This window comes from Sphingobacterium populi (assembly GCF_001586775.1).
GTDB lineage: Bacteria > Bacteroidota > Bacteroidia > Sphingobacteriales > Sphingobacteriaceae > Sphingobacterium > Sphingobacterium populi.
Genome location: NZ_LQXS01000006.1, coordinates 49,255 through 63,570 on the forward strand (window position 1 = coordinate 49,255; position 14,316 = coordinate 63,570).

A 14,316-nucleotide genomic window follows, 5' to 3' on the forward strand; every position below is an offset into this window, starting at 1 on the left:
ATCATTACTATATTTGCAGTGATGAACTTCTTGGAGCAGGTAAAAATTTTAGTTATAAAAGATATTATGCTTGAGTGGCGCTCAAAAGCCGCTTTTAACAGCATTCTATTATACGTCGTATCCACAGTTTTTGTATGCTATCAAGCATTCAAAACTGTGGATACGCTCGTTTGGAATGCATTGTTTTGGATCATTCTACTGTTTGCGTCTATAACCGCTATAGCACGCGGATTCACACAAGAAACTCAACATCGCTATCTCTATTATTATAGCATCTTAAATCCTAGGGCACTTGTCATTTCCAAAATTGTGTACAATGCGCTCCTGATGATCTTAATCAGCTTAACAGCATTTGTGGTATACGGCACCATCTTTAGAAATCCTATTGGCGATCTTTTTCTGTACTTTATTGCGGTGTCCCTAGGCGCTATTAGCTTCTCTTCCGTTTTTACAATGGTTTCAGGGATTAGTGCTAAGACGGGCAGCAATAGTACAATAATGGCAATATTAAGTTTTCCAGTCATTATACCACTACTTATCATGCTTATTAAGCTTTCTCAACACGCCATACAAGGCCTAGAACGTGCGGCCAGCAGTAGCGAGCTATTTGTTTTGATAGCGATTAATGTCATTACGATTGCTATTTCTTTATTGTTATTTCCTTACCTTTGGCGAGATTAAAATCTTGTTTTCTTAAATTAATATGAGAAAAACCTGGTGGAAAATATTGGCAGTAATCATGGTAGGCAGCTCTGTCATAGCTGGATTATTAGGCCCTGTTCCCGAACTTCCTATACTCAACGAAACGATACGCAACGTATACTACCACGTACCGATGTGGTTTGCGATGATCTTTTTGTACCTAATCTCTGTCATATACAGCATCAAATACTTAGGATCATCCGATAAAAAGCACGATCTGATCGCCGTAGAAGCGGTAAACACAGGGATTTTATTTTGTGGACTTGGTTTGTTGACAGGCATGCTTTGGGGCTATATAACTTGGGGCGATCCTTGGCCCAATGACCCAAAACTGAATGGTTCTGCCATCGCTACGCTCATGTATCTCGCTTATCTGGTATTGAGAAATGCTTTAGAAGAAGAGCAAAAACGCGCAAAAATCTCGGCAATCTACAATATTTTCGCCTTCCCGGTGATGATTGTACTCATTTATATATTACCAAAACTGACGGATTCTCTACATCCGGGCAGCGGTGGCAACTCGACGATTGGCAGCTTGGATATGGATAATTATATGCGCCCAGTATTCTACACCGCAGCCATCGGCTGGATCTTAATTGGTGTTTGGATTGGCACCATGCGCTACAGGATTCGCTTGATCGAAGAACAAGACGACAATTTTGACAATTCAGCTACTTAGCATCTTATGAAAAAACAAATAACGCTTATCGTAGGAATGATGTTGGCGATCATGCAAGCCATGGCGCAACCTGTAGAAATGGCCACTTCGCTACGCTCCGAAGGAAAGATTTACATTGTAATCGCAGTCATGCTGATTATTTTTGTTGGAGTCGCTACTTATCTTTTCACATTGGATCGTCGGGTCGCCAAATTAGAGAAAAGGAAGTAAGCTGCGTCGCCCATGATAATAAGCCAACATCGTAATTTATCTGCACTAAATATACTACTGGTAGCAGTTGTTGGTTTGGTATTGTGCTTAGGTGTGTTTTTGCAATTACCTGATCGACTGGAACCCATTTTGTTCGAGCCGATTTTGCATAATCTGTTGCAGGTTCAGATAGGCGATCGTTTACCTCCCTATCTGAATGTACTCATTACATTAATCCTGACGCTTTTTCAGGCATTTCAGCTCAATAGAGTTATCAACTATTACAACTTTTTAGGCAAGCCTAGCTTTCTTACGGCGCTTATGTTTATGACGCTGGTAAGCCTGTTTCTTCCCTTCTTAGTACTATCACCGACCTTGATTTGTAACTTTTTAACGATTTGGATGCTATCCAAGCTGTTCAAAATTTACAAACTAAGCAACATACAAGGTAGCTTATTTGATTTAGGAATAATAGTCGCTTTGGGCAGCCTGATCTACTTCCCTTTTACAGTAATGTTGTTACTATTGTGGGCAAGTTTACTCATATTCAGACCCTTTGATTGGAGAGAGTGGCTTACGCCGTTGCTAGGTTTTATCACCGTTTATTTTTTATTAGGTGTGGTCTACTATTGGAATTACCGTTTTGACGAGTTCTTGCTGGTATTCTCTCCGCTCACAAAGCCGTTCAGCTCTGCGATACGAGTAGATCGGTACGATCTCATTGCGTTGGCACCAGTCGTTGTTGCGATGTTACTCTTTTTGGGCGTACTCAAAGATCAGTATTACAAAAGCGTAGTACATGTACGAAAATCGTTCAAATTGTTGTTTTATATGTTGTTGCTAATTGCAGCTTCTTTTTTTTCTGACGACGGCTTCACTATCAATCATTTTCTTCTCTGCGTGCCACCCTTGTCAATCTACTTGGCCTATTATTTCACACACGCAAAAAGCAAATGGGTTTTCGAATCAGTGTATTTCCTGATGATTGTAGGAATAATATGTTCACAATTTCTATAAACCACTGACAGAAAGGTGTTTAACCTTTTTTAACAAGATAATCAGGTGAATGCGTTAAAATTTAAATAGTTTTGTACCAAAATTTCACCTGAAAATTTTCCAAATCCTGGTGGATACCGAGAACACTTAATATAACACGCGTTGAAAAATAGATTACTTAGGGTTGCTTTTTCCATTTTGCTTTCTGGTGGCGCATTAAGCCTAGGTTTAACGGCAGTTCATGCACAAACGACCACTTCCCACTCTCCTTACTCCCAATTTGGTCTGGGGCAAATGAGAGAAGATTTGACTCCGCAACAACGCTCGATGGGTGGCATCGCTGCTGGCTTACGTTACCTTGGTGGACTGCCAACACTAAATGTATCTAATCCCGCGTCCTACTCAGCAATGAATAGAACTATCTTCGACGGTAGTATGTATGGTAATTTCACACAATTAGGCAAAGGAAGCGGGACAGACCAAACTGCTGATTTTGCATTCGGACATATTACTTTTGGTATTCCCTTAAAGAAAGCTGGTGGTTTATCCTTCGGATTGTTACCTTATTCGGACGTTGGCTATAACGCCTACGAAGATCAGAATCTTGGTGATCTGCGGTATCGCAAGAGTATTGCAGGCGACGGAGGTTTGAACAAAGCCTACTTCGGTTACGGTGTGAATTTGCCGATAAAAGGGTTGAGTATCGGTGCAAACGCAGGTTACCTCTTTGGTAATTTGACGGATAGGGCAACTGTAGAATTCCCAAATAATGCTGAGATATACAACACTATCCAAACAAACAACCGATATGTTCGCGGCTTTATGCTTGACTACGGTATGCAATACTTCCGTTCGTTGGGTAATCGTATGAGTATGACTATTGGTTACTCGGGAACATTGAACAATCAGGTGAGAAATGAAAACTCTTCGATGGGAACCATCACATCTGGAGGCGGAAGTGCTTTAGATGCGATTGCTTTGGATACCATTATTAGTCCAATAAGTTTTAATCAACGTATAAATCTTCCTTTAAAACATAATATCGGTATTACCGTATCTAAGGGTTATAATTGGACTGTAGGTGCGGATTTCAAATATGCAGACTGGTCTTATATGCAACAACGTGAAGGTCAAGCACCGTTAGGCAAAAATATTGGTGTAGCACTTGGTGGGCAGTTTAAACCAGATCCTACTTCGCCCAAATACTTTAATATAGTCGATTATAGATTGGGTTTGCGCTATAATCAGACAGAGGTCACGTTGAATAATAGACGGGTTAATGACATGGCTATTTCGGCAGGTTTTGGTATTCCGTTGGCGCAAAAAAGTTTTGGCCGTACGTTTTCTATGTTGAACATTACTGGAGAATTCGGACAACGTGGTACGCTGCAGAACAACTTGGTTCGTGAACGCTATATCAACATTCACTTGGGCTTCACGATCAATGATACATGGTTTGTCCGAGGTAGTATAGATTAGCATGAAGCGCCCACAAATTTGGCGTAATTGGTTATTCATAACTGGATTAGCACTTGGGTTGCTATCCTTATCGTCTGCTTGTGAGAATGATATGCGTGATATCGAAAGAATTGCGTCTATACCAGAGGAGGAGGCAGTAGATGTGTCTCTTCAAGTGACCGTTACGTACAGCGACTCTGCAAAGGTAAAGGCTGTCATGACAGCGCCTGAAATGCGTGTGTATCATGACAGTACAAATAACTCCGAGTTCAATAAGGGAGTAGAAATCATCTTTTACGATGAAAATCTTCAAGAGACGCAGCGTATCAAATCAAATTATGCTTTGCTAAGGCAAAGTGAACAGCTCACCGAATTTCGAGATGATGTCGTGATCACAAAAGCAGACGGCTCTGTGATCAAAACGGAAGAACTGTTCTACGACGAAAAGAATCAAAAATACTATAATACTGTACCTATCATTTTCTTTTTTAGCGACGAACGCGGTAACCAAGCTGCTAACTCATTTAGCGCCGATGCCAACTTCGTGAGAATAGATATGGAATCTCCAACTGGATATTGGATAACGCGCGATAATAATCTGTTCCCTTCAAGCGGATTTTAAAGAAAGGTCATTAACTTGCTGTTTATTTGGGCTTTATCAGATAGATAAGTACCGGAAAGTGATCGCTATAGCCGTTAATGAAAGTCCCATCAATGAATGTCCTTAGCGGATATCCTTTATTACTACGATTCCGTCGGCCTAGCTTCCCTTCTTGATCTACTAAGAAAGGTTTGTTAAAAACCTCTGCTTTCCAAAATCTTAAAGCGGCAGCATCTTGCCCTAGAAATCGCGCATTGTTTATTTCCGCTATCACATTAGCAATGTCCAAACCACCTCCAGAACGTGTTGCAAATACCCCAATATCTTGCGTTTGCAGGAGTACTGCCGAGTCTTGTTCGGGCATCACTGCTTTTATTTGAGTACTAAATTGTATATCCGACTCCGTTGAGGTAACATCCGCCTTCTTACAACCCTGCAATGCGATGAGCCACACCACTAAGCAGGCAATTAATACCGGATTAAACTTCATAATTCGTAACTATATTGATCGCTCGTCATACGTGACAACAGAAACAAATATAAAAGTTTAATTTTTCTCTTTATTAATAATTATATTACTTTAGTATAAATTAATTGTCAAACAAGACATCAAACTACAGTAAGACGCGTTGTATATTTAGATTACCTAAATCCCATTGCTCCGCAACAGTACACGATACGGGACTTTTGCAAATAAGCATCACACAGTCAAGAAAGTTAAATCTGCCATCACGAAAGATTTACATCCTACCAACCTCTGAATTGCTCACTCAAAATGTTTTAGATGACAGGATTGATTTTTTAATAAAAATTGTATCTTGCGCCTTGTTTTCAAGAAACAGGTATAAAATAGGTAAATCAAGCAATTAACAACATCAAATAGATAGATATGGGACTAATGAGCTATTTGCGAAGCCGAGCAGGCTTAGTAATATTCGTTATTGGATTGGCAATTATAGCATTTTTGCTAGGTGACGTAATCAATTACGGAACTCCTTTTTGGATGAAAAGCCAAAACGAAGTGGGTAGCGTCAATGGAGAAGGAATAGATTACCAAACCTTCAATGTGCAGGTAGATCAGGCAGTAGCCGGTTTCCAACAGCAGATGGGTGGCGGTAGTTCTCCTCAAATGCGCAGCTATGCTGTACAACAAGTATGGAATCAATACATATCTGAAGAATTATTAAAGCAAGAGATCGATAAAATTGGTATCACAGTAGGTAAAGATGAGCTGAATAGTTTGGTATTTGGAGAAAATCCATCTTTACAAATTATACAACAGTTTACCAACCCGCAGACTGGCCAATTTGATAAAAATCAGGTCGCCATGGTGAGCGCCGAAGCGAAGAATAACCCAGAATTAGCTGCTCAGTGGGAAGCTTTACTAGAAAGTGTTCGTGCGCAGCGCCTAAATGAAAAGTATTCTAACCTCGTATCAAACAGCATCTACACTACCGCTTTGGAAGCAGAGCAAGAGCATAATTCTCGTAATAAGATTGCTAACTTTAAGTACGTAATGTTAGATTATGCTTCTGTAAAAGATGCCGAGATCAAACTATCAGATAACGACTATAAGGAGTACTACGACAAAAGAAAAAAAGCATTCAAAAATACGGAAGAAGTGCGCTCACTGGAGTACATTACCTTCGATGCTAGACCCACAGCGGCCGATACAGCTATGATCGTTTCTGAGATCAATCAGCTGAAATCAGACCTACAAAACTCTACTACCGAAGAGCAATTTGTAGCCAGTACCTCCGAAACAAAATATCCGGTGCGTTATTACAGCCGTAACCAGCTTAATCCAGCATTAGATTCTGTAGTTTTCAATGCAGCGAGTGGTACAGTAGTCGGTCCGTTCTTAAGCGGCAACGTGTACGAAATAGCAAAAGTATTAGACACCAAATTTAGTCCTGACTCGGTAGAAGCAAGTCACATCTTGTTAAATCCAGTAGCTGAAGGTGGAGTTGAAAAAGCTAAAGTAAAAGCAGACTCTATCAAGCAATTAATCCAACGTGGCGAGAGCATCGCTGGATTAGCGGTAGAATTTAGCGTAGACGAAGGCAGTAAAGTAAACGGTGGTAGCTTGGCACATTCACTCGCGGTCGTATGGTACCAGCTTTTGAAGAAGCTGCTTTCGGAGGAAAAGCCGGCGATGTAGTTGTCGTAGAATCAGACTTTGGAGTGCACGTAATCAAGATCGAGCGCCAAGTTGGCAACTCCAAAATTGCTAAAACAGCGATTATCGACAAATCTATTGTAGCAGGTCGTGCAACACAAGATGCTGCTTACGCAAAAGCCAATGCCTTCTACTCCGAAGCAGACAAGAAAAACTTCAAAGAAGTAGCTAGCAAACACGGCTTGAACGTAGAAACTTCTGCGCGCACACTAGCAATGGATGGCACATTGAACGGGACTGAAGTACCTCGCGAATTATTGCGTTGGGCATTTGGAGCTAAGCAAGGTGAGATTTCAGACAAAGTATATGAGTCAGAGAGTCATTACATCGTGGCACGTGTCACCGGTATTCAAGAAAAAGGCATCCAGCCTCTAGAAGCAGTAAAAAGCGAAATTGAGCCAGCGGTGCGTAACATGGTGAAGGCAAGAATGCTGAAAGAAAAATTGAACAACGCCATCAGCGGTTCATCATCTATCGATCAGATTGCACAAAAAGTTAGCAAAAACGTACAAACTGTAGAAAATGTCGTATTTGCTAACCCAGTAATCCCAGGCATCGCATTAGAAAATGCAGTAGTAGGTACCGTATTTGGCTTGCAGCCAAACAAGCCTTCAGCAGCTATAGAAGGTAATCAAGGCGTATACGCAGTACAAGTGGTTGGTTTCGTAAATCCAAAAGCGTTGTCCGGAGATGAACTGAACAAACAGCAACGCCAAATGATGACCAACACAACGCAACGCGCTTGGGGTGGTATCTTTAGAGCACTTCAAGACAATGCGAAGATTGATGACAATCGTATTAGATTCTATTAGGATATATTAACTAGATTTGTAGCTGGACATATAGTATGTGTCCAGCTTTTTTATTTTTTTAGATTATGGAGATACAAGAAACTATCGTAAATAAGGTCGCACAAAGCGGTTTGATGACCGTAGATCTTGCGCACTTCGCCCCGCAACAGGAAATCGTTATTTATGACATCAAAGACAACCTGTTTCACGGACTAATCTTAAAAGAAAAAGATTTCCGTGAATTCATCAAAAACAATGACTGGTCTACCTATACGGAAAAGCATGTCGGTATCATCTGCTCTACCGATGCGATCGTCCCTACATGGGCATACATGTTATTGTCAACAAAATTATCCCCTATTGCAGCATCTGTACACTTTGGCGATGCCGACAGTGTGCGCGGCAATCTTTTCCGCGACATCATCGCTAATTTAGATTATACGCAATATGTAGATCAGCGAGTCGTCGTAAAAGGATGTGGCGATATCGCGATCCCGACAGAAGCATTTGTCACATTCACCGGCAAACTCACCAAGATTGCTAAAAGTGTGATGTACGGCGAACCTTGCTCAACCGTACCCGTTTTCAAACGAAAATCTTAAACCATACCCCACCACGCAGGTCTAAAAAACTATGAGAAATACGTTAGCCACATTTGTTTTTACCTGCTTGATAGCTTCACTATCTTTCGCGCAGCAACTGCCGTATCTTCCCGAATCAACGTTTCAAGGAGGTGAAAAGCTGAGGTATAAGCTAAAGTATGGTATACTTAATGCGGCATCGGCTTATTTACAAGTGAGCGATTCGAACCTAAAGTTTGGTCCCGATCCTACTTTCCGCTTGTTTGCCAGCGGCTCCACTTCTGGAGCGTTTTCGTTATATACCGTCAAAAATAAATATGAATCGTATATAAATAAAAGGACATTGCTACCATATCTCTATGTAGAAAATATCCAAGAAGGTAGCTACAGCAGGGAGGAATATGCATCTTTTGATCATAAGAATAGAACTGTAACTGGCAAAAAAGGCACCTTTAAGAGTAGTAAACCACAATTTTTTGACTTAGTATCGGCGTATTATTTTGCGCGGAACCTCGATTTTTCGAAATTAAAAAAAGGAGATAAATTCGATATCAATTATTTCTTAAGCAGTGGTATTTCCGAGCTTAGTGTAGAGTATATTGGTGTCGAAAAGATCAAAACGGCACTCGGCACACTCGAATGTATTAAGCTAAGTCCAGAGATATCCCCTGGTCGTATTTTCAAAAAGGATAGTAAACTGTATCTTTGGGTCACAAATGATGGAAACAGAATCCCGGTGAAAGCGCACGTGGAAATTCTGATCGGATCAGTGACGTTAGAATTGGTAAGTGCCGAAGGTTTAAAATACAAACTAGGACAGCGCGCCAGCTATTCAAAATAATAAGACCATGATTGAAGTAGGTAATGTCCTCGTTAATGAAGATATAATCAATAACGACTTCGTTTGCAACCTTAACAAATGCAAAGGAATATGTTGTGTAGAAGGTGACTCGGGTGCGCCCCTGCTCGCCCGTGAGATAGATATATTAGAAGAAATCTACCCGAAGGTAAAACCTTACATGACAGAGAAAGGCATTGAGGCGGTCGAGCAGCAAGGCACACATGTCGTAGACATGGACGGTGACCTCACGACTACTTGTGTCGATGGCAACAAGGAATGTGCCTACGTAATGTGGGAAAATGGAATGACAAAGTGCGCCATCGAGAAAGCACAAGAGAATGGTGTAATAGATTGGAAAAAACCGATATCTTGCCACCTTTATCCGATCCGTACCACACACTACCCATCATTTGATGTACTACATTATGACCGCTGGTCAATCTGTAGTGATGCCTGTACCTTTGGCAAAGAGCTCGGGGTACCGGTCTATAAATTCCTAAAAGATCCACTCATAAGAGAATACGGCGAAGCATGGTACGAAGAGTTGGAAAATGCGGCAAATGCTAACGTATAATTTTTTCCTATTTTTACTGTAAAACTATAACCGTTGGACAATTATTATTCGGTTTTATAACCTATCCATGCTAACACTTGACGTAATACAAGAACCTATTGCCGAACACCTTAAACGCTTTGAAAAAACATTCAAAGCATCCATGCAAAGTTCGGTTCCTTTACTGGATCGGGTCACGCAATATATCCTCAAACGAAAAGGAAAACAAATGCGACCGATGTTCGTTTTCCTATCTGCAGGTCTTACAGGCGACATAACTGAATCTACCTACCGCGGTGCATCATTGGTAGAATTGTTGCATACCGCATCACTGGTGCACGATGATGTAGTAGACAATGCGTATGAGCGAAGAGGTTTTTTTTCGGTCAATGCGTTGTGGAAAAACAAAGTAGCCGTATTAGTCGGCGATTTTTTGCTATCCAAAGGCATGTCGTTATCTGTAAAACATGATGAACTCAACTTGCTCAAAATCATGTCGGACGCCGTAGAAGAAATGAGCGAAGGCGAATTGCTTCAAATCGAGAAAGCGCGTAAACTGGACATCAAAGAGCCCATTTATTTTGAGATCATCCGTAAAAAAACCGCATCGTTAATCGCATCTTGTTGCGCCTGTGGAGCATCTTCTGCTGGAGCTTCGGAAGAAACAATTAACAGGTTGCATCTGTTTGGTGAAAAAGTCGGTATTGCCTTCCAAATCAAAGATGATCTATTTGATTTTGGTGTGGATGATGTGGGCAAGCCCGTAGGCAATGATGTAAAGGAGAAAAAAATGACGCTCCCACTCATATTGGCCTTACAAGAGACCGATCAGAAAGAAAAGAGGCGCATCATTAACTTGGTAAAAAACCACAATGAGGATCGCGCAAAGATCGCCGAAGTAGTCGAATTTGTGCGCAGCAGCAATGGTTTAGAGATGGCTACCGAGCGCATGCTACAGTATCAAAAAGAAGCGTTTGATATCTTGGCAGAATTTCCGGATAGCGTTTACAAAACCGGGCTGGAGCAATTAGTACGATACACCACCGAACGTAGTAAATAAATATGAGCCACGAATTGCTGTTTTTTGGAGGATTTATACTGTTTATCATCCTCATGCTAGCTATTGATCTGGGTTTGTTTGCGAAAGGCAACAAACCAATCAGCCTAAAATCTGCCACCATTATGAGTTTGGTGTGGATTTCCTTCGCGCTAGGCTTTGGCCTTATTCTGTATTTCTGGGGGCACGAATTACATAGCATTGTCGACATGGCAACGCTCAAAGAAGTGGTACATCGGCATTCGCACAATATTGAAATCGTAGAGAATAGCTTTGAGCAAAGTCTTGCCCTGTACAATCGCAACTTGAGTTTGGAATACCTCACTGGATACGTCGTTGAATACGCGTTATCCGTAGATAATATCTTCGTGATGGTGCTGTTATTCTCCTCTTTCGGTATTCCAGAAAAATACTATCACAAGATCTTAGTTTGGGGCATCATTGGCGCTATTCTGCTACGATGCATATTCATCTTCATCGGCGCAGCACTGATCGCCAAATTTGGCTGGATATTATATCTTTTTGGTGCGTTCTTGGTCTATACCGGAGTGATGATGTACATCAAACGCAATGAAGAAGAAGAGGTAGATCCTAAAAGCCATCCCGTAGTCAAGTTTGCTTCCAAATATTTCAAGGTAACACACGAGACGGAGAGCGGCAATTTCTTCGACATTAAGAACGGAGTGCGTTACATGACGCCATTATTTCTGGTGTTGTTAGTTATTGAATTTACCGATCTCATTTTTGCAGTTGATTCTATCCCCGCGATTTTCTCGGTTACACAAGATCCATATATCGTATTCTTCTCCAACATCTTTGCCGTCTTGGGTTTGCGTTCGATGTTTTTTCTGTTGGTCAATATCATTCACAAGTTTCATTATCTCAAAGTCGGCCTGGCCTTCTTATTGGTGTTTATCGGTGTAAAGATGTTGCTACATGATTGGCTACACAGTTGGGGATTCGAAACCGTTCACTCTTTGATCATTATTATAGGCATATTGGCTATCAGCATTATAGCTTCTCTTATTTTTCCAAAAAAGGCAGAAGATAACCCAATGATCAGACCATAAAGCCGATTCGTAGTTTCGTACATAATGTATAAATTCGTGCCAATAACTAAACACGACTACACCATGTATCTAAACAAATCGATTGTACTATCGCTGGGGCTATTCATAAGCGCGGTAGGTGTACAAGCACAAGACAACCTGATCAACTCAATCCAGGACAATGCGAGCGAAAATAGTAAAGCTGGCTTTCAATTCACGCAAGTGCTTAATCTGGAGAATACACCAATTAAAGATCAGGGGTCTACTGGTACGTGCTGGTCTTACTCTGGCAACTCTTTTTTAGAGTCGGAGATGATTCGTATGGGCAAGGCTCCAGTAGAGATTTCGCAAATCTATACCGCACGACAAACTTATATCGAAAAAGCGAAAAACTATGTAAGACTGCACGGTGACCAAGCACAAGGTGAAGGCGGACAAGTGCACGATGTACTCACTATTTTCAAGAAGTACGGAGCCGTACCTAAAGAGGTATATAGTGGCTTGCAGGACGGACAGACTCGCAACAATTTTGGGGAAATGACGCCAATCCTACACAATATGACCGAGAATGTTGCTAAGTCTAAAAAGCCAAATCCAAATTGGATTCAGGCTTACACTGGAGTACTTGATGCATATCTCGGCAAAGTCCCTGAAAGCTTTGATTACAACGGAAAAAATTATACGCCGCGTACCTTTGCCGACCAAGTTATCGGTATCAAACCGGCAGATTATGTCGCGATTTCTTCGTTTGAAGCATATCCATATTACGAATCATTCGTGTTATTAATTCCGGATAACTGGTCTTTCGAGCGCTTTCACAATGTTCAGATCAACGATCTAACGGATATCATCGATCAAGCACTAAGCAAAGGTTTTACCGTGGCTTGGGCAACTGATGTATCCGAGAAAAGCTTTAGCTGGCGCAATGGTGTAGCATACGTACCTGAGAAACCATTTGAAAAAATGACCGCGACAGAGCAAGCAGAGATGTTTAACGAGCCGAAAGCAGAAGCAACAATCACTCCGGCACAACGTCAGGCTGCGTTCGATGATTATTCGACAACCGATGATCATGGCATGCATATCGTCGGAATGGTCAAAGATCAAAATGGCAAGGAATACTACACCGTAAAAAATTCGTGGGGTGAGTCAAATGACTACAAGGGATACATGTATGTCACTAAAGAATTCGTTCGTTACAAAACGATTTCTTTATTACTGCACAAAGATGGTATCTCAAAAACCATGAAAAGCAAACTAAGCATCTAAGTAAATTTTCATAAAATAGCTATCCACCAAACGGGGGAATATAGTCATAACTATATTCCCCCGTTATTGTATTCAAGAGGATTGATCCCATTTTGCACTTAAAAAAAACACCCCTTCAACCATGTAACAAGACAATTTGTTTCAATAAACAAATAAAAAATATTTTCTTAATTAGAAAATTTATATAACTTAACAGAGGATTATTAATGCTGCAAATTAACCAATCGGAGTTTATCTACTCCACAAATCCGTTGTAAAATTAAACCCATGTGCCAACTGCACCAACAAAACTTTTGTTATGAAAAGAATATTTTTATTTCTCTGTTTGCTATGGGCAGCAGGCCCACTCTATGCCCAAGATTATGTAGATGTCGTAAAAATAGGTTACACCAATACGCAAATCTCTAACGAAGCCATAGATAGAAGTTCTCGTATGAAAGGTTTTGACGTATCATTACTCACGCCAATGCAGATTGCACCTAGTTCGCATGTACTAATTGGTGGAGATTTAAGCATCAAAAGTTTAGCGTTGATAAACAATGAAAACAGCACATTCTACAATACGATTATAAAGTTTGGTGTCGCCAAGACATTCAACGATGAATGGAATGGTTACATAATCGCTTTGCCCAAATTTGCCTCGGACTATCAGCGTAATTTTGGCTCGTCCTTTTTGATGGGCGGAATTGCTATGCTCAAAAACGTAAAAAGCGAAACCCTTACCTGGAAATTTGGTTTGTATGGATCTCAGGAGGCGTACGGATTTTTTGGAACTCCTGTTATTGGGCTTTTCTACCGAAGCCCTAATAATAAACTAACTATAGATGCCAGCCTACCACTAGTAGCCGATGTCAACTATGCATTCAATAACCAAAAAAAAACTAGCATAGGTCTTGACTTCTTCGCTATACGCAGAAGCTTTTTTATTGGACCAGATTCGCCAACTCAGTTATATGTCGAAAACAATGAGATCAGCTTTACCCCCTATTTTCAGTATGCAGCCGCGGATTCCAAGCTCTTACTAAGGTTGAAGGGCGGCTATTCTACCGCAGACTTTGGCCTGTTCGCCACGAGCGATAGTAAAATGGCAGGTATATCGGCAGCTAATATTGGAGATAACAGAACGCGCCTTAATCAAGATTTTAGAGGCGGATTGCAAGTGAAACTGGAAGCAACTCTTCGAATCGGCGCACGACGATAGGCGAAACAAATATTATCGTAGAACCTACCATATCGCTATAATATGCGGCATATAATGTGCTGACAACAGTGAATCAATAGCACTAGCCAAAGCGTGATATGCTGGTAGCGCCATCTAACAATTAAAGGAACGGGCTGTATGAATATTCATACAGCCCGTTCTTTTAATTT

At 41.0% G+C, this 14,316-nt stretch carries 16 protein-coding genes; 15 read left to right on the forward strand and 1 reads right to left on the reverse strand.

Translation table 11 applies throughout. The features are described 5' to 3' along the window. The first annotated feature begins 21 nt into the window (after positions 1 to 21). From A0125_RS13685 to lptC, 6 genes are all read left to right on the forward strand, one after another. The gene (locus tag A0125_RS13685; RefSeq protein WP_066757427.1) at positions 22 to 681 is read left to right on the forward strand and encodes a heme exporter protein CcmB; all 660 of its coding nucleotides are present in this window, start codon (positions 22 to 24) and stop codon (positions 679 to 681) included. Between the two features lie 22 nt (positions 682 to 703). Beyond that, positions 704 to 1,381 (forward strand): cytochrome c biogenesis protein CcsA, encoded by a 678-nt coding sequence (gene ccsA, locus A0125_RS13690; protein ID WP_066757430.1) that lies wholly within the window; start codon positions 704 to 706, stop codon positions 1,379 to 1,381. Positions 1,382 to 1,387: 6 nt separating this feature from the next. Next, positions 1,388 to 1,591: a CcmD family protein gene (locus tag A0125_RS13695; RefSeq protein WP_066757433.1), complete on the forward strand. Its 204-nt coding sequence runs from the start codon at positions 1,388 to 1,390 to the stop codon at positions 1,589 to 1,591. Between the two features lie 12 nt (positions 1,592 to 1,603). Beyond that, the gene (locus A0125_RS13700) at positions 1,604 to 2,587 is read left to right on the forward strand and encodes a DUF6427 family protein (RefSeq protein ID WP_066757436.1); all 984 of its coding nucleotides are present in this window, start codon (positions 1,604 to 1,606) and stop codon (positions 2,585 to 2,587) included. A 141-nt stretch (positions 2,588 to 2,728) separates the two neighbouring features. Further along, the gene (locus A0125_RS13705) at positions 2,729 to 4,045 is read left to right on the forward strand and encodes a hypothetical protein (RefSeq protein ID WP_066757439.1); all 1,317 of its coding nucleotides are present in this window, start codon (positions 2,729 to 2,731) and stop codon (positions 4,043 to 4,045) included. 1 nt (position 4,046) lies between these two features. Next, positions 4,047 to 4,646 carry an LPS export ABC transporter periplasmic protein LptC gene (gene lptC / locus A0125_RS13710; RefSeq protein WP_066757444.1) on the forward strand — a complete coding sequence of 200 codons (600 nt, stop codon included), beginning with the start codon at positions 4,047 to 4,049 and terminating at the stop codon, positions 4,644 to 4,646. A 22-nt stretch (positions 4,647 to 4,668) separates the two neighbouring features. Here the strand turns inward: lptC and A0125_RS15935 are convergent, their stop codons facing one another. Continuing rightward, complete coding sequence (locus A0125_RS15935) at positions 4,669 to 5,115, reverse strand: endonuclease/exonuclease/phosphatase family protein (RefSeq protein WP_066757447.1); 447 nt, start codon at positions 5,113 to 5,115, stop codon at positions 4,669 to 4,671. A gap of 408 nt (positions 5,116 to 5,523) precedes the next feature. Between A0125_RS15935 and A0125_RS16220 the strand changes: the two genes are divergently transcribed. From A0125_RS16220 to A0125_RS13755, 9 genes are all read left to right on the forward strand, one after another. Beyond that, on the forward strand, positions 5,524 to 6,786 hold the full coding sequence (locus A0125_RS16220; RefSeq protein ID WP_317038826.1) for a peptidylprolyl isomerase: 1,263 nt from the start codon (positions 5,524 to 5,526) through the stop codon (positions 6,784 to 6,786). Between the two features lie 23 nt (positions 6,787 to 6,809). After that, the gene (locus A0125_RS16225) at positions 6,810 to 7,616 is read left to right on the forward strand and encodes a peptidyl-prolyl cis-trans isomerase (protein ID WP_231863236.1); all 807 of its coding nucleotides are present in this window, start codon (positions 6,810 to 6,812) and stop codon (positions 7,614 to 7,616) included. A gap of 65 nt (positions 7,617 to 7,681) precedes the next feature. Continuing rightward, positions 7,682 to 8,197 (forward strand): DUF2480 family protein, encoded by a 516-nt coding sequence (locus A0125_RS13725; RefSeq protein ID WP_066757456.1) that lies wholly within the window; start codon positions 7,682 to 7,684, stop codon positions 8,195 to 8,197. Positions 8,198 to 8,228: 31 nt separating this feature from the next. Then, positions 8,229 to 9,017 (forward strand): DUF3108 domain-containing protein, encoded by a 789-nt coding sequence (locus A0125_RS13730; protein WP_066757459.1) that lies wholly within the window; start codon positions 8,229 to 8,231, stop codon positions 9,015 to 9,017. A gap of 7 nt (positions 9,018 to 9,024) precedes the next feature. Beyond that, positions 9,025 to 9,591 carry a DUF3109 family protein gene (locus A0125_RS13735; RefSeq protein WP_066757462.1) on the forward strand — a complete coding sequence of 189 codons (567 nt, stop codon included), beginning with the start codon at positions 9,025 to 9,027 and terminating at the stop codon, positions 9,589 to 9,591. A gap of 67 nt (positions 9,592 to 9,658) precedes the next feature. Beyond that, positions 9,659 to 10,630, forward strand: a complete 972-nt coding sequence (locus A0125_RS13740; RefSeq protein ID WP_066757465.1) for a polyprenyl synthetase family protein — start codon at positions 9,659 to 9,661, stop codon at positions 10,628 to 10,630. A gap of 2 nt (positions 10,631 to 10,632) precedes the next feature. Continuing rightward, a complete protein-coding gene (locus A0125_RS13745) occupies positions 10,633 to 11,697 on the forward strand; it encodes a TerC/Alx family metal homeostasis membrane protein (RefSeq protein WP_066757469.1) in 1,065 nt (354 codons plus the stop codon). A gap of 63 nt (positions 11,698 to 11,760) precedes the next feature. Further along, a complete protein-coding gene (locus tag A0125_RS13750; protein ID WP_066757472.1) occupies positions 11,761 to 12,945 on the forward strand; it encodes a C1 family peptidase in 1,185 nt (394 codons plus the stop codon). A gap of 298 nt (positions 12,946 to 13,243) precedes the next feature. Further along, the gene (locus A0125_RS13755; RefSeq protein WP_066757474.1) at positions 13,244 to 14,146 is read left to right on the forward strand and encodes a hypothetical protein; all 903 of its coding nucleotides are present in this window, start codon (positions 13,244 to 13,246) and stop codon (positions 14,144 to 14,146) included. Positions 14,147 to 14,316 lie beyond the last annotated feature (170 nt).